The following is a 15,357-nucleotide window of genomic DNA, read 5'->3' as shown; positions in this document are numbered from 1 at the left end:
CTATGGAGCGGGAAACGGGACTCGAACCCGCGACCCCAACCTTGGCAAGGTTGTGCTCTACCAACTGAGCTATTCCCGCATGGGCGTTGATTCGCCGAACTGGAGGCGCGGGCCGGAATCGAACCGACGTCCAAGGATTTGCAGTCCTCTGCATAACCACTCTGCCACCGCGCCACTGGAGCGGGAAACGGGACTCGAACCCGCGACCCCAACCTTGGCAAGGTTGTGCTCTACCAACTGAGCTATTCCCGCTCGGCGAGGTTTGCAATTATAATCGAGCGATTGCCAAAGTCAACAATCAGCGCGCGCTGTCTGCTTCATCGATACCATTCCCCCTTCCCTTCAGGCTGGGTTTTGAAGCGGCGATGAACCCAAAAGTATTGCGCAGGCAAACGGCAGACCGCAGCTTCGATCTCGCGATTCATTCGCTCGACATCCGCACGTTCATCATCGGTTGGATAATCGCGCCACGGCAGTGAAAAACGCGCACGATAGCCCCGCCCAGAAGGATCCATTTCAGCAATACACAACACCACCGCTGCATTCGCCAGACGCGCGAGGCGAGGAAGCGCAGTAATCGTCGCCGCCGGTACCCCGAAGAAGGGAACGAAAATCGCATCCTTCCCGCCATAATCGAGGTCGGGCAGATAATAGAACGGCTGCCCTGCCTTGAGTGCACGCACCACCGGGCGGATGCCATCCTGCCGCGCGATCAAGAGTTGCTGTCCAAATCGCGAACGACCGTGGCGCAACCAACGATCGGCAACCGGGCGGCGGCGCTGTCGTGAATAGACGCTGACGAAATCCCCTTCGAGCGTCAACCGGGTCCCGACCAGATCCAAACCCAGGAAATGGGGCGTCACCAGAATGACCGGTTGCCCCGCTGCGATCAACGGCGCGACATGCTCTGCCCAGCCCTCCAAACGGACCAGCCGACGGATCCGTTCCGGCGACGCAAACCACGCGATGCCCCGCTCCAGGAGGCTGCGCCCCAAGAAATGGAAATGTTCGCGCAGCAGACGCGCGCGCGCATCATCCGTCCATTCCGGAAAACAACGGGCGAGATTGACTTCCGCGATCCGTCGACGCCGCTTGGCCAGCAACCGTAACAGCGTACCAAAGCGTGCGCCCACTTTCGCCAATACCGGTAGCGGCAGCCAATGCAGCGCCCAAATGAACGCCACCACCGCGCGATCCGCCTGACGCAACGCCCAAAGCCGCAGCGGCGAATCTTTGTGCCAACGCAACCGCTTACCCATGCGCCGTTTCCACCGGCGGGGCTACTCCAGCTGGCACCTTGAAGCGTGGGTACCCCCAAAGGTACTGCTCAGGAGCACGCCGAATCCACGTCTCCAAAACGCGATTGATCTGCGCAGCGCGTGTCGCCACCGCCTCATCACCCGACCACGCCACCGGCGCGAAGTGCAAGCGAAAACCGGCTCCGTTCGGCAACCGTTCGCCCCACACCACCACCGTCACGACGTCTCGCATCAGACTTAAGCGCGCCGCCAGGGTCATCGTCCAGACAGGACGGCCGAAGAACGGCGCCCACACCCCTTCTCCCGCTTTTGGCGTCTGGTCGGGCAACAACCCCACCGCTTCGCCGCGGTGCAACGCGGCCACCAACTGGCGCACCCCGCTGCGATCGGCTGGCGCGAGCTGCACCCCGCCGCGCGCCCGACCCGCTCGCAACCAGGGCACCAGTTCGGGCTGCCGCGGCGGGCGGTAGAGCACGGTGAGCGGCATCGCCTGCGCGACCCAGAGCGACGTGATCTCGAAACAGCCCAAGTGCGGTGTCAAAAAAAGGATTCCTTTCCCGCCCGTTCGTGCAGCGCGTACCGCTTCCCAACCTTCAACCGACCGAACGAGTGACACCACCTGCGCATACGGCTGCAGCCAAAGCCATAAGGCTTCGACGACCTGCACCCCTGTTTCACCGATCACGCGACGCCGCAACGCACGCGCCGCAAATCCGGCGTACGCGAGCGTTTCCGCCAGATCACGGCGATAGCGGGCAGAGGCCAGCCACCATACCCAACCCATCATCCGGCCCAAGCGTTGTGCGCCAGTCAGCGACAGTCGCGACAGCACCCAACGCAGACTCCGCAACAAAACCGTCCGCACCCGTTTCGTCAACCGCGGTTCCTTTTGTCCCAAAATTTTGTTATGATACTCGGTCATCCGCCGAGTTAATCCGACAACTTGCGGGGCGGACAGCAAATACCGCTAAAGCGTCGGCAGCTCTGCCCACGATCCCCTCAGAGCCGCCTACGCAGGGCTGGCAAGGGGATCGGAGAAAATACCATGGGCAAACACTACCTCTTCACCTCCGAATCGGTTTCCGAAGGGCATCCCGACAAAGTCGCCGACCAAATCTCCGATGGCGTGCTCGACGCCGTCCTCAGCGAAGACCCGAACGGGCGCGTTGCCTGTGAAACGTTGGTCTCGACCGGCCTCGTCGTCATTTCGGGCGAAATCACGACCACTGCGCACATCAATTATCGCGAAATCGCCCAAGAGGTAGTCAAACGCATCGGCTACGACGACTCCGAGATCGGCTTCGACTACAAATCGTGCGCCGTCCTGGTTGCGATCAACCGCCAATCGCCCGATATCGCGCAAGGGGTCAACCAGGCGCACGACGATCCTCTGGACCAAGGGGCTGGCGACCAGGGGTTGATGTTCGGCTTTGCCTGCAACGAAACGCCGACCCTGATGCCGCTACCCATCTACTACGCGCACCGGATCATGGAGCGGCAGGCCCAACTGCGCAAAGACGGGCGCTTGCCGTGGCTGCGCCCCGACGCGAAAGCACAATTGACCGTGCGCTACGAAGACGATAAACCCACCGCGATCGACACCGTCGTCGTCTCGACCCAACACCATCCCGACATCCCCTACGACCAGATCCGGGAAGCGGTGATCGAAGAGATCGTCAAGCCGGTCCTCCCTCCCGAGCTTATCAAAGGGGAGATCCGCTACCTCATCAACCCGACGGGACGCTTCGTGATCGGCGGCCCGCACGGCGACTGCGGGCTCACCGGGCGTAAAATCATCGTCGATACCTACGGTGGTGCTGCCCACCATGGCGGGGGCGCATTCAGCGGCAAAGACCCCTCGAAAGTCGACCGCTCTGCTGCCTACGCCGGACGCTACGTCGCGAAAAACATCGTCGCCGCAGGGCTTGCCGAGCGCTGTGAGGTTCAGGTGGCCTACGCGATCGGTGTCGCCCGGCCGGTGAGTCTGATGGTCAATACCTTTGGCACCGGCAAGATCCCCGACGAACAGATCGCAGCGTTGGTGGCACGCCATTTCGACTTGCGCCCGCGGGCGATCATCGAAACGCTCGATTTGCGCCGCCCCATCTACACCAAAACCGCCGCCTACGGGCACTTCGGCCGTGAAGAACCGGAGTTCACCTGGGAGCGGACCGACAAAGCCGCCGCGCTGCGGGCTGACGCGGGTCTCTGAGCCCCGAGGAGCACCGATGAACACAACTGCTTGGGGAGCTCTCGTTGCCGGTCTCGTCGTTCTTTCGCTGGGCGCCGACCTGTTGGTGCGGGGCGCGGCCAAACTCGCGGTGCGTTTCGGCATTTCGCGGCTCGTGGTAGGCCTGACGATCGTTGCGTACGGCACGAGCGCCCCTGAATTTTCTGTCTCCGTAGGCGCCGCCCTCAAAGGAAGCGGTGAAATCGCCATCGGCAACGTCGTTGGTTCCAACATTGTCAACATCCTGATCGCATTGGGTCTATCCGCGCTCATTGCTCCGGTCGGAGTACATCTGCAGGTGATACGCCAGGAACTGCCAGTACTGCTTGGCGTTTCGGTGCTTTTTGCCGTCACTGCGTTGGACGGAACGCTTTCTGCGTTCGACGGCGCGCTGCTCTTTGCACTCATCATCGGTTACACCATCTTCCTGATCCGTCAATCGCGCAACGCGGGCAAAGATGCAGAAGCCGAGTTTGCCGAAGAGATCCCGAAAAGCCACTGGGACGATCCTCTGCCGGTGCAAATCGCGCTCATCGTCGGTGGGTTGGCGTTACTCGTTTGGGGTTCCGATCTGGCAGTGAGCGGTGCGGTCGCAATCGCCAAGTCGCTCGGCATCAGTGAAGTGGTCGTCGGGTTGACGGTGGTCGCAGTCGGCACGTCGCTCCCAGAAATCGCGACCTCGCTCATGGCCGTTTACAAGGGCGAACGCGACATGGCGGTAGGCAACGTGATCGGCTCCAACGTCTTCAACCTGCTGGCAGTGGGCGGGGCGTCGGCGCTCGCTGCGATCCCGCTCGGTGGCATCACCGTACCTGTCTCGGTGACGACGACCGACCTCTGGGTGATGTTGGGCGCCACGTTGCTGCTCTTGCCAGTTGTCCTCTCTGGCTATTCGGTCAATCGTCAGGAAGGTGCGCTTCTGGTCGCGCTCTATATCGCCTACCTCACCTATCTGGTGCTCGACGCGCTGCACCACCCTGCCCTAGCGGCATTCCGCACCTTTGCGCTAGGTTTTGCACTTCCCTTGCTGGTTGCGGGCGTACTGCTTCGTTATCTCACCCATATCACCCGTGATACCCCGCCGTCATAGCGCCTGCCCCAGTGTGTTATCATTATTGTGCCGAGGAGCGCTGCAAGCGGTCGTCCGCCCAGGCTCGGCTTACCCCAACGGCGCTCACCAAATCCCAACCCGCCGGGTTGGGGGACTGGTGAGCCCCCACCCGGCCACCGTTCAACGTCAAGGAGTCATTCGATGAACGCTGTGGCTGAACTTCTCCTCGTCGGCAAACCTTTTGCCGACTGCGCCATCGCCGACCCCGCCCTAGCGGAATGGGGGCGGCGCGAAATCGCAATCGCTGAAACCGAAATGCCCGCACTGATGGCGATTCGCCGTGAATACGCGGGACAAAAACCCCTTGCGGGCGCGCGGATCGCCGGCAGTCTCCACATGACCATCCAAACCGCGGTCTTGATCGAAACTTTGGTCGATCTCGGTGCAGAAGTGCGGTGGGCGAGCTGCAACATCTACTCCACCCAAGACCACGCCGCAGCGGCGATCGCCGCGCGCGGCATCCCCGTCTTCGCCCGCAAAGGTGAGTCGCTCGAGGAGTACTGGGACTACACCCACCGCATCTTCGACTGGGGCGAAGGGCGCTTTGCGAACATGATCCTCGACGACGGCGGCGACGCGACGCTGCTCCTTCACCTCGGGGTCAAAGCGGAGCACGAACCTTCGGTACTCGAGAACCCAACCAGCGACGAAGAGCGCGTCCTTTTTGCCCGGATCCGGGAGCAGCTGCGGCGCGACCCCCACTGGTATTCGCGGCGAATCGGAGAAATCCGCGGTGTCACCGAAGAGACCACCACCGGCGTGCATCGCCTCTACCAAATGCACGAACGGGGCGAATTGCGCTTTCCGGCGATCAACGTGAACGACTCGGTGACCAAATCGAAGTTCGACAACCTCTACGGCTGCCGCGAATCGCTGCTCGACGGCATCAAGCGCGCCACCGACGTGATGATCGCCGGCAAGATCGCAGTGGTCTGCGGCTACGGCGACGTGGGCAAGGGCTCGGCGCAAGCGCTGCGCGCGCTGTGCGCGCAAGTCTGGGTCACCGAAATCGACCCGATCTGTGCGCTGCAGGCGGCGATGGAAGGCTACCGGGTCGTGACGATGGATTACGCGTGCGACAAAGCCGACATCTTCGTCACCGCAACCGGCAACTACCACGTGATCACCCACGACCACATGGTACGGATGAAAGACCAAGCAATCGTCTGCAACATCGGCCACTTCGACAATGAGATCGACGTCGCCAGCCTGAGACAGTATCGCTGGGAGAACATCAAACCGCAGGTCGATCACGTGATCTTCCCCGATGGCAAGCGGATCATCCTCCTTGCCGAAGGGCGGCTGGTCAACCTGGGATGTGCAACCGGCCACCCCAGCTACGTGATGAGTTCGTCGTTCGCGAACCAGACCCTGGCGCAAATCGAACTCTTCAACCACCCGGAGCGCTATCCGGTGGGGGTCTATCGGTTGCCGAAGGTGCTCGACGAAAAGGTCGCGCGGCTGCAACTGACCCGCTTCGACGCGCAGCTCACGACACTGACGCCGGAGCAAGCGGCCTACATCGGGGTTCCCGTGGAAGGTCCCTACAAACCGGAGCACTACCGCTACTAGTCCGGACAGCGCGCGATGGCGATGAACCACTTTCACGCGCGCAGCAAACGCTCCCCTGCGGCGTCGCAACGGCGTGGGCACGAGGCATCCGTAGCCGTGTCCACGCCACCGCAGGCAGACCGTTCGCATTCCACCGCCACCACGACGCCGACGGACCTCTGTCGCCTCGACCTGCAGCTGGTCGCGCGGGGTCTTGCGCCGTCGCGCACTGCCGCGCAGCGGTTGATTGCCGCAGGCGCGGTGCATGTCGATGGCACGATCTGCCGCAAAGCGGCGCATCGGATCCCAGCCGACGCAACCATCATCGTCGCGGATACCGAACGCCCGCGCTATGTATCCCGTGCGGGTGACAAACTCGACGCGGCACTCACCACACTCGGCTGGTCGGTCGCCTGTTGCGTTGCGCTCGACGTCGGACAATCGACGGGCGGCTTCACCGACTGCCTGCTGCGCCATGGCGTGCGGCGCGTCGTCGGCTTGGAGGTCGGGCACGATCAGTTGGCGTCCCCGCTGCGCACCCAAGCGCTCGTGGTTTCCGCAGGCACGAATCCGGACGCAGCCGCCGTTCGTGACGTACCGATCGTCACGTTCGAAGGCGTGAATGCCCGCCATATCACCCCGGCGCAACTCGGCGCGCTGTTTCCGCCTGCCGGGTTCGACCTCATCGTCGGCGACCTCTCCTTCATCTCCGCGCGAACGGTGTGGCCTGCGGTTCTGGCCCTTGCAAGCAGCACCGCGCGGCTGATCTGGCTCGTCAAACCGCAATTCGAGCTGGGCCCCGCGGCGCTGAGCAAAAACGGCATCGTTCGCAATTGGGCGCAGCACGAACCCGCACTCAAACAGCAGATGGTCACGGCGCTGGCCGCACTCGGTTGGCACACCGTCGCGTGGTTCCCCAGCCCGATTCGGGGTGGCGGCGTCGGCAACCAGCCGGGGAATCAGGAGTTCCTGATCGCGGCGGTTCGGGGTACGCCCACGCAGACGAGCGATCCGGGTTCCCATTAGTCCGCTACCCAACACCGCTACCGATCGTTTGTGTCGCCGCCCTACCCTTCTAACCCGAAACAGGAAATCCGAAGATGGAGTACTCAGTCGAATTCTTTCCCCCGCAAACGCCTGAAGGCATGGCAAAACTGAGCGCCACTGCCCAAAAGCTCCAAAACTCGGGACGCTTTGCCTACGCCTCTGTCACCTACGGCGCCGGTGGCAGCACCCGTGACCGCACTTTCGCTGCGGTCGACGCGCTGCAAGCGGCTGGCTGGGACGTCGCGCCGCACCTCTCTGGCATCGGTGCCACCGAAGCGTCGATCGTCACGATTCTCGACCGCTATCGGGCCGCAGGGATTCGCCGCTTGGTGCTGTTGCGCGGCGATCTCCCCTCCGGTGTCGTCGATCCCGGGCCGTTTCGTTACGCACGGGATCTCGTTGCGTTCGTGCGCGCCCGGTACGGTGACACCTTCTGGATTGCGGTGGCGGCGTACCCAGAGTACCACCCCCAAGCGAAGCACGCCACCGCCGACCTCGACGCGTTCGCCGCAAAAATGGCCGCCGGTGCCGACTGCGCGATCACCCAGTTTTTCTACAACCCGGACGCGTACGCCCACTTCAGTGACGAAGCGGCACGCCGCGGTGTCACGCAACCGATCATCCCGGGGATCATGCCGATCACCCAGTTTTTCCGCTTGGCCCGCTTCGCCGACAGCTGCGGCGCGGAAATCCCGCGCTGGATTCGGCGCAAGATGGAAGGGTTTGGCGACGACGTCGCGAGCATCCGCGCCTTCGGCCACGAGGTGGTTGCACGCCTCCTCGAACGGTTGCGCGCTTTGGGCGCGCCGGGGTTTCACTTTTACACGATGAATCAAGCCGAACCGACGTTGGCGCTGTTGTAACCGGTTGCCAAAAATCGATTTTTTCGGCATCATCGCGTAATGGTCGAGAACCGCCCACTTCCTCTCCTGGCGCTCCTTGCTGCGCTCCTGACCCTATCTGCTTGTAGCACGGTTGGGAACAACCGCTCTTGGCTGAGCGCCGAGCCCTACACCGTCGCCACCCAAGACGCCAGCGAAGAGGCTCAGGAAAATGAGGAGAAAGAGGAAGAGAGCGACGCGCTCGACGGTTGGCTCCAGGCGCTCGCCTACCGATCCCCGAATTATGGATTCGAGCTTCCGCAACGGGAAAACCGTTTACGCGAAGCGCTCAAGACCGCGTTCGAGCTCCAGGGTACTCCTTACCGCTTGGGTGGCACGGACGCGCAGGGGCTCGATTGCAGTGGCTTGGTGTGGGTGGCGTTCGCGAGCGCCGGTATCAAACTACCCCGTACCTCACAAGAGCAGTTTCACGCCACAGAGCGCATTGCACGCGACGCGTTACGTGCGGGCGATCTGGTCTTCTTCAAAACAGGAAGAAACAAAAAGCGCTCTGTCGACCACGTAGGCATCTATATTGGCAACGGCCAATTTCTCCATGCGCCGCGCCGGGGCAAAGCGGTCACCGTCGCTTCGATGGATGAGGCATACTGGACCAATCGATTTGTCGGCGCAGGTCGGGTTCCCGGTGTTACCCCTGAGAGCGTCTTACGCAACGCAACAGCAGAAGCCACCATCGCCGAAAGTGCGGACCACACACAGCCCACGACCCAAAGCAAACCGGCTCCGGCGAAAATGACGACGGCCAACACGAAGGGCAACACGACAGCAAAGGCGGCGGCCAAGACGGCCGCCAACACGACGGCTAAGACGACAGCTAGAAAGGTCTCTCAAGCACAACGTCCTCAAGCGGGCAAAGCGGTGGCTACTGCTTCGAAAAAGAAAGTTGCCCAAAAAGATACCGCCGTGAGGACGGAGACCTCTCAGGCAAGCAAAAAAGATGGGGTTCGCAACGCGAAAACTCTGGCGACGTCGGGAAAACCTCCGACTGACCGCCCCGTCAAGCGCACTCAGACGAACCACAAAAAACGGGAAGCGGCGCTCGCTACGACCGACGCTTCCCGCTGACGCCTCCCGCTTTCGTGACCGTTCCAGATCAAAACGCCGCAATCCCTGTTTGCGCCCGCCCCAGAATGAGCGCGTGGATATCGTGCGTCCCCTCGTAGGTATTGACCACCTCGAGATTCACCAGATGGCGAATCACGCCGAACTCATCGGAGATCCCGTTGCCGCCCAGCATGTCACGCGCCATCCGTGCGATTTCGAGCGCTTTGCCGCAGGAGTTGCGTTTCAGCATCGACGTCACCTCCGGCGCGGCGATTCCTTCGTCTTTCATCCGCCCCAACCGCAAACACGCCTGTAACCCGATTGCGATTTCGGTTTGCATATTGGCCAACTTCTTCTGGATGAGTTGGTTCGCGGCAAGCGGCTTCCCGAACTGCTTGCGGTCGAGCACATACTGCCGCGCCGTATGCCAACAGAATTCCGCAGCGCCCAGAGCCCCCCAAGCGATTCCGTAACGCGCCGAATCCAGGCACGTAAAGGGGCCGCGCAACCCACGGATCTCCGGAAAGACATTCTCTTCGGGGACGAACACCTCATCCATCACGATCTCACCGGTGATCGAGGTGCGTAGCCCCACTTTGCCGTGAATCGCTGGCGCGCTCAACCCTTTCATGCCCTTTTCGAGCACGAAACCGCGAATCTTGCCTTCGTCATCTTTTGCCCAAACGACGAAGACGTCGGCGATCGGACTGTTGGTGATCCACATCTTACGCCCAGTCAAGCGATACCCACCGGGGACCGCACGCGCCCGACTCTCCATGCTGCCGGGGTCGGATCCGTGGTTGGGTTCGGTAAGGCCGAAACAACCGACCCACTCGCCTCTGGCCAGCTTCGGAAGAAATTTCTGCCGCTGCGCTTCGGTGCCAAAGCGGTAGATCGGCAGCATCACGAGCGAACTTTGCACGCTCAACATCGAGCGAAAGCCGGAATCGACGCGTTCCACTTCGCGGGCGATCAACCCATAGCTCACCGCATTCATCGCGGCGCACCCATACTCGGTGGGCAGCGTGCATCCCAGAAGTCCCAGTTCCCCCATCTCGCGGAAAATCGCGCGATCGGTCTTCTCTTCGCGAAACGCTTCGAGCACCCGCGGCTGCAAGCGCTCCCGCGCGTAGCGCGCTGCGGTATCCCGTGCGGCGCGCTCCTCGTCGCTCAACTGATTTTCGAGTAAAAACGGATCTTCCCAACAAAAAGGGTGATGGCTCATCGATCTGCTCCCAGTACGCGCTTCTCTTGTTCATCGCGACACGGCGCGATCTCCATACGCCAAGCCGACACCGACGTCGTCGGATCCTGCTTGGCACCGAAACGGCTTGTCGGTGGCAACAATGCACGACAGCGGTTTCCTTCGTCACACCATTCATAGGGTGCAACAAAGGAAGAGTGGGTCAACACCACTTTCGGCAACAACCGGTTGGGTCGATAGACCCAAACACCGTGCGCGAAATGCGCATCCGGTGGCGGTTCCATGCCCGCACCGCTACCCCGCACTCGTGCCGTACGCAAGCGCACTCCACCGGGTTCGGCCGTGTACTCCTCTTCCCACCAGATCTTTTCGATGGAATGGCGCCAACGCAACGTCCCAGCTGCCCCCAATACCTCCTGAATCGGCGCCAAAGGGGCGTCCGGCAACGACACGTCACGCGCCCCCGACGCACCGAATGCCGCCCATGAGAGGCAAAGCAGCCAATGCATGGGTTAGCCATTCTGCCCCGTAGGTGGTTCCATACGCTTTTCCGCTGTACCGGCGGAAGCCCGAAGAGCGGAGTCGTCGCGCGTTGGTTCCTCTGAGCGAAACCGATACAGGCGAACGATGAGCAGCCCGGCCGCAAAGATCCCAGCAAGGTCGGCAACCCACCACGGTGTTGCCAAAAGGATTGCCGCCGCCACTGCCCAGAGCCGCTCCCACCAAGCGAGGGAACCACCTTTACGGGCGCCGACGATGGCGTACCCCCAACACCCTATGGCGAACAGGGCGCGCAGGATCGCCCACAAAACCGCCCACCAAGCAGGGTCGCCTTGCAACATCAACGCGGGGTCATAAACGGCAAGATAGGGAACGACAAAACCGGCAATTCCCAGCTGAAACGCTTTGAGACTGGTGGGCAGTGGGGGTGATTTCGCAACGCTCGAAGCGGCATACGCCGCCAGCGCCACAGGAGGCGTGAGATCAGCCATCAAACCGAAATAAAAGACGTACATATGGCTGACGATGAGCGGTACGCCCAACTCGAGGAGCGCTGGCGCCGCGATCGCACTGACGATGATGTAATTGGGGATCGTCGGGATCCCCATCCCCAAGACGAGACAAATCAGCATCGTCAAGACGAGCGCCAGCAACAGATGCTGCTCGCCGACAGAAAGGATATAACCGGCAAGCGACGTCGCAGCACCCGTCAGCGTCAGCACGCCGATGATCACCCCAACGATCGCACAAGCCACGCCAACGGGTAATGCCTGCATCGCCCCAACGACGAGACTCTCACGCACCAGATGCAACGTGTTTCGTCCCTCACGACGCCAAAGGAGCACCACTCCCAACGCGGCCAGAAGCAGCAACACCGGCAAGACGCCCCAGCGTACGACCAGCGCCCCCCAAACGCCAACGGCAATCCAGAAGAGGTATCGAAACGCTTGCCGCGACAACATCGCCGCCACAGCGGTTCCCAAGACGAGCACCGCGGTAAGCGCCAACCCTGCCATCCCCGCATACATCGGGGTATAACCCGCGAACAATAACCAGACGAGCCCAGCGAGCGGCAACACCAAATACCACCGCGAGCGCAACGCCTGCCATGCGTTGGGGCAATCTTCAGGCGCCAGTCCCTCTAGGCCGCGTCGCTTCGCTTCCAGGTGCACCATCCAAAATACCGTAGCGAAATAGAGCAGTGCCGGCACGATCGCCGCACGGACGATTTCGGCGTATGGAACACCGATGTTTTCTGCCATGATGAATGCCACCGCCCCCATCACGGGTGGCATCACTTGCCCACCCATCGACGCAGTTGCCTCTACCGCTGCGGCAAAAGTCGGGGAAAATCCACCGCGTTTCATCAAAGGGATCGTGAATTGTCCGGTCGTCAAAACGTTTGCCACCGCGGAACCGGAAATCGTCCCCATCAACGCCGACGAAAGCACCGAAACTTTCCCAGGTCCGCCCGCCGCGCGACCCACCAACCCCAACGCCACGTCGTTGAAGAGTTGCACCATCCCGGCCCGTTCCAAGAACGCACCGAAAAGGATGAAGAGAAAGATGTACGTCGCGGAGACGTAGATTGGAATTCCGAAGATCCCCTCAGCGCCGAAACTGAGCTGCTCGACTACCTGTTGCCATGCATAACCGCGATGGGCGAGCGCCCCAGGCGCCCACTGACCAAAGAGCGCATACAACAAAAAGAGCGCACAGAGAAGGGGCAGAGGCCAACCCAACACCCTTCGTGCGGCTTCGAAGACCAGTATCAAGAGCGCAACGCCCACGACAAGATCGGCTTGGGTCGGATCACCGGCGCGCAGGATCAGATCATGTTCGAAAACACCATAATAGAGAGCCAGAGACGCCGCGCCAAGCGCGAGCAACAAACCACCGATCCCACCGCCCCGTACCGGCGGCGCCGCCGCTGCAGCAAGGCGGCGCGCCGGATAGAGCAAAAAAGTGAGTGCGAGCAAAAACGCAACGTGCCACTCCCGGATGAGTTGCGACGACCAGGGATGGAACGCCGCGACCACCAGTTGATAACACGAAAACGCAAGCGCGACCCCACCCACCAACCACCGCCATCCGCGGGCAAGCGCCGCAAGGCGCGCAACCGCTTCCGACTCTTCGGCGTGGGGTACATGGGGTGGTGAAGCAGTCGGCTTGACCGCCCCACCCGTACCGATGGCTTGACGCATCGCGTCACCCAAGCTCTGTCACACAGAGAGGATCAGCTCAACACACCCCGTTCGCGGTAGTAACGGGCCGCCCCTGGATGCAGCGGTGCCGGCGGATTCTTTGCCGCCCGTTCGAGCTGGATCCCTTTTGCGGCACTGTGCGCCGCGACCAACGCATCGCGATGCGCGAAGAGCGCTTTGGTGATCGCATAGACAACCGCTTCGTCAACCCCCGCATGGGTGGCAAGATAATTGCGGATCGCCACCGTCGGTACCTCCTCGCTCTGCCCTTCGTAGGTCCCGGCTGGGATGGTCTCAGACTGGAAGACCGGGTTGCCGATTTTCGCCACCACCGCTTCGGGGACGGGCACGAGCACGATCGGTAACGCTGCGGCCAAGTCGCGCACCGCCGCAACCCCCAACCCGGCGGAGATCAGTGTCGCGTCCAGTTGTCGGTTCTTCATCAACTCCACCGACTCCCCGAACGACACATATTCGACTTTCCCCAGGTCGTCGTAGGAAAAGCCCGCCGCTTGAAAGATCGTTCGGGCGTTGATCTCGGTACCACTACGGGGCGCGCCAACCGCAACCCGTTTCCCTTTGAGATCGGCCAGGGACCGAATTCCCGAATCTTTAGTTGCGACGATCTGGATGTAGTTGGGGTAAATCGCCGCCAGGGTACGCAGCTGTTTGAGCGGCGTTTGGAAACCCGCTTCGGCGTCACCATTCCACGCGTGCGCGAACGTGTCCCCCAACGTGAACGCCACTTCACCTCGCCCTTTCGCAAGCAGGTTGAGGTTTTCGGCAGAGGCCTTGGTAGATTGGACGTTAACTTTGGCATTGGGCAGTACTTGGCCAACGGCCTGCGACAGCGCGACACCGAGCGGATAATAGACACCGCTCGTCCCCCCCGTGAGGATCGTCACGAAGGTTTGACCCTGCGCTTGAGCGTGCCATGCAACGGGCAGCAACAGGGCTGCAAGCGAACTGTGCAAGAATTCCCGTCTTTTCATCACCGTCTCCTTTGGTTGTGGGTAAAACTTTTTTGATCTTTATTTAGGATAACTCAAATCACCCCCTTTTGGCGCAAAGCGGCGATTTCGGCTGTGTCATACCCCACCGAACGCAGTACGTCCTCGGTGTCGGCACCAAGAAGCGGCGGCGCGTTGCGATAGGTGACAGGAGTTTCGGAAAAGCGAATGGGATTGGCCACCTGCGGAACTTCGTCCGCAAGCGGATGGGGCAACAGGCGCTTCATTTCACGATGAATCACCTGCGGGTCGGCGAAAACCGCAGCCAGATCGTTGATCGGCCCACAAGGCACGCCAACCGCTTCCAACGCACGGATCCAATGCGCCGTTGGCTGTTTGCGCGTCTCTTGCGCAATGAGTGGAATCAAGAGGTCACGATGAGCAACCCGCGCCGCGTTGGTGGCAAAACGGGGATCGACAGCCCACTCGGGGTGCCCCAACTGCTCGGCAAGCCGCGCAAATTGCGCGTCGTTCCCCACCGCGATGATCATGTGGCCGTCGGCGCTGGGAAAATCCTGGTATGGAACAATATTCGGATGGGCGTTGCCCAGCCGATCGGGCACCCTACCGGAAACGAGATAATTGAGCGCCTGATTCGCCAGGCACGCCACCTGAACATCCAAAAGCGCCAGGTCGATATGCTGACCCCGCCCCGTCTTTTCTCGCGCGGCCAGCGCCGCAAGAATCGCGATCGTCGCGTACAACCCGGTGAGAATGTCGGTGAGCGCAACACCGACCTTCATCGGGCCGCCACCAGGCTCGGAATCGGGGCGGCCGGTTAGGCTCATCAACCCACCCATGCCCTGGATGAGAAAGTCGTAACCCGCGCGGCCCGCGTACGGCCCGGTTTGACCAAAGCCGGTGATCGAACAGTAGATGAGGCGCGGATTGCGCGCAGCCAGCGTCGGGTAATCGAGGCGATACCGCGCAAGCCCACCCACCTTGAAATTCTCGACCACCACGTCCGCACGTTGTGCCAGCCGATGCAGCACCGCTTGCCCTACGGGCTGGGTGAAATCGACGGTCACCGAGCGTTTGTTGCGGTTTGCGCAGAGGTAGTAGGCCGATTCCCCTGTTTCGTTACCCTTCCGATCGCGCAACCACGGCGGCCCCCATTGCCGGGTATCGTCACCACGACCAGGTCGTTCGATCTTGATCACCTCAGCCCCTAGGTCGGCCAACAGTTGCGTCGCCCATGGCCCGGCCAAGATTCGTGACAGGTCGAGCACGACCAATCCTGTCAAAGGTCCGGTTCGGCACGCGTCACGATCGGTCACGGAATCATTCGCCATGG

At 61.7% G+C, this 15,357-nt stretch carries 13 protein-coding genes, 3 tRNA genes and 1 riboswitch; of the genes, 6 read left to right on the top strand and 10 right to left on the bottom strand.

Annotated elements, in window-relative coordinates:
• Positions 1 to 3 precede the first annotated feature (3 nt).
• The 5 genes from ACYQ4Z_RS07720 to ACYQ4Z_RS07700 form a co-directional block, all read right to left on the bottom strand.
• Positions 4 to 79: transfer RNA gene (locus tag ACYQ4Z_RS07720), tRNA-Gly, on the bottom strand.
• Positions 80 to 100: 21 nt separating this feature from the next.
• Positions 101 to 174 (bottom strand) — tRNA-Cys (locus ACYQ4Z_RS07715).
• Positions 175 to 176: 2 nt separating this feature from the next.
• Positions 177 to 252, bottom strand: a tRNA-Gly gene (locus ACYQ4Z_RS07710).
• A gap of 65 nt (positions 253 to 317) precedes the next feature.
• A complete protein-coding gene (locus tag ACYQ4Z_RS07705) occupies positions 318 to 1,259 on the bottom strand; it encodes a lysophospholipid acyltransferase family protein (protein WP_119335764.1) in 942 nt (313 codons plus the stop codon).
• Entirely contained in the window at positions 1,252 to 2,136 is an 885-nt protein-coding gene (locus ACYQ4Z_RS07700) for a lysophospholipid acyltransferase family protein (RefSeq protein ID WP_459860578.1), read from the bottom strand. The genes ACYQ4Z_RS07705 and ACYQ4Z_RS07700 overlap by 8 nt, the downstream gene beginning before the upstream one ends.
• A 168-nt stretch (positions 2,137 to 2,304) precedes the next feature.
• Between ACYQ4Z_RS07700 and metK the strand changes: the two genes are divergently transcribed.
• From metK to ACYQ4Z_RS07670, 6 genes are all read left to right on the top strand, one after another.
• On the top strand, positions 2,305 to 3,471 hold the full coding sequence (metK, locus tag ACYQ4Z_RS07695; protein WP_219972093.1) for a methionine adenosyltransferase: 1,167 nt from the start codon (positions 2,305 to 2,307) through the stop codon (positions 3,469 to 3,471).
• 16 nt (positions 3,472 to 3,487) lie between these two features.
• Positions 3,488 to 4,579, top strand: coding sequence for a calcium/sodium antiporter (locus tag ACYQ4Z_RS07690; RefSeq protein WP_459860577.1), 1,092 nt, complete (start codon positions 3,488 to 3,490; stop codon positions 4,577 to 4,579).
• Between the two features lie 26 nt (positions 4,580 to 4,605).
• Positions 4,606 to 4,672, top strand: a riboswitch (S-adenosyl-L-homocysteine riboswitch).
• Between the two features lie 69 nt (positions 4,673 to 4,741).
• Entirely contained in the window at positions 4,742 to 6,172 is a 1,431-nt protein-coding gene (ahcY, locus tag ACYQ4Z_RS07685; protein ID WP_219972091.1) for an adenosylhomocysteinase, read from the top strand.
• A 15-nt stretch (positions 6,173 to 6,187) separates the two neighbouring features.
• The gene (locus tag ACYQ4Z_RS07680) at positions 6,188 to 7,177 is read left to right on the top strand and encodes a TlyA family RNA methyltransferase (protein ID WP_285614612.1); all 990 of its coding nucleotides are present in this window, start codon (positions 6,188 to 6,190) and stop codon (positions 7,175 to 7,177) included.
• Between the two features lie 74 nt (positions 7,178 to 7,251).
• A complete protein-coding gene (locus tag ACYQ4Z_RS07675) occupies positions 7,252 to 8,061 on the top strand; it encodes a methylenetetrahydrofolate reductase (RefSeq protein WP_119335769.1) in 810 nt (269 codons plus the stop codon).
• Positions 8,062 to 8,100: 39 nt separating this feature from the next.
• Positions 8,101 to 9,165 (top strand): C40 family peptidase, encoded by a 1,065-nt coding sequence (locus tag ACYQ4Z_RS07670; protein WP_285614610.1) that lies wholly within the window; start codon positions 8,101 to 8,103, stop codon positions 9,163 to 9,165.
• 28 nt (positions 9,166 to 9,193) lie between these two features.
• Here the strand turns inward: ACYQ4Z_RS07670 and ACYQ4Z_RS07665 are convergent, their stop codons facing one another.
• The 5 genes from ACYQ4Z_RS07665 to ACYQ4Z_RS07645 are packed head-to-tail and all read right to left on the bottom strand — an operon-like array spanning position 9,194 to position 15,355.
• Positions 9,194 to 10,369, bottom strand: a complete 1,176-nt coding sequence (locus tag ACYQ4Z_RS07665; RefSeq protein WP_219972088.1) for an acyl-CoA dehydrogenase — start codon at positions 10,367 to 10,369, stop codon at positions 9,194 to 9,196.
• The gene (locus ACYQ4Z_RS07660) at positions 10,366 to 10,857 is read right to left on the bottom strand and encodes a DUF1850 domain-containing protein (RefSeq protein WP_219972087.1); all 492 of its coding nucleotides are present in this window, start codon (positions 10,855 to 10,857) and stop codon (positions 10,366 to 10,368) included. The genes ACYQ4Z_RS07665 and ACYQ4Z_RS07660 overlap by 4 nt, the downstream gene beginning before the upstream one ends.
• 3 nt (positions 10,858 to 10,860) lie before the next feature.
• Positions 10,861 to 13,053, bottom strand: coding sequence for a TRAP transporter permease (locus ACYQ4Z_RS07655; protein ID WP_459860576.1), 2,193 nt, complete (start codon positions 13,051 to 13,053; stop codon positions 10,861 to 10,863).
• A 32-nt stretch (positions 13,054 to 13,085) separates the two neighbouring features.
• A complete protein-coding gene (locus ACYQ4Z_RS07650) occupies positions 13,086 to 14,045 on the bottom strand; it encodes a TAXI family TRAP transporter solute-binding subunit (protein ID WP_459860574.1) in 960 nt (319 codons plus the stop codon).
• 53 nt (positions 14,046 to 14,098) lie between these two features.
• Positions 14,099 to 15,355: a CaiB/BaiF CoA transferase family protein gene (locus ACYQ4Z_RS07645; protein ID WP_459860572.1), complete on the bottom strand. Its 1,257-nt coding sequence runs from the start codon at positions 15,353 to 15,355 to the stop codon at positions 14,099 to 14,101.
• Positions 15,356 to 15,357: the final 2 nt, after the last annotated feature.

The organism is Hydrogenophilus hirschii, from assembly GCF_054656675.1.
This window is presented reverse-complemented; position numbering and strand designations above follow the sequence as displayed.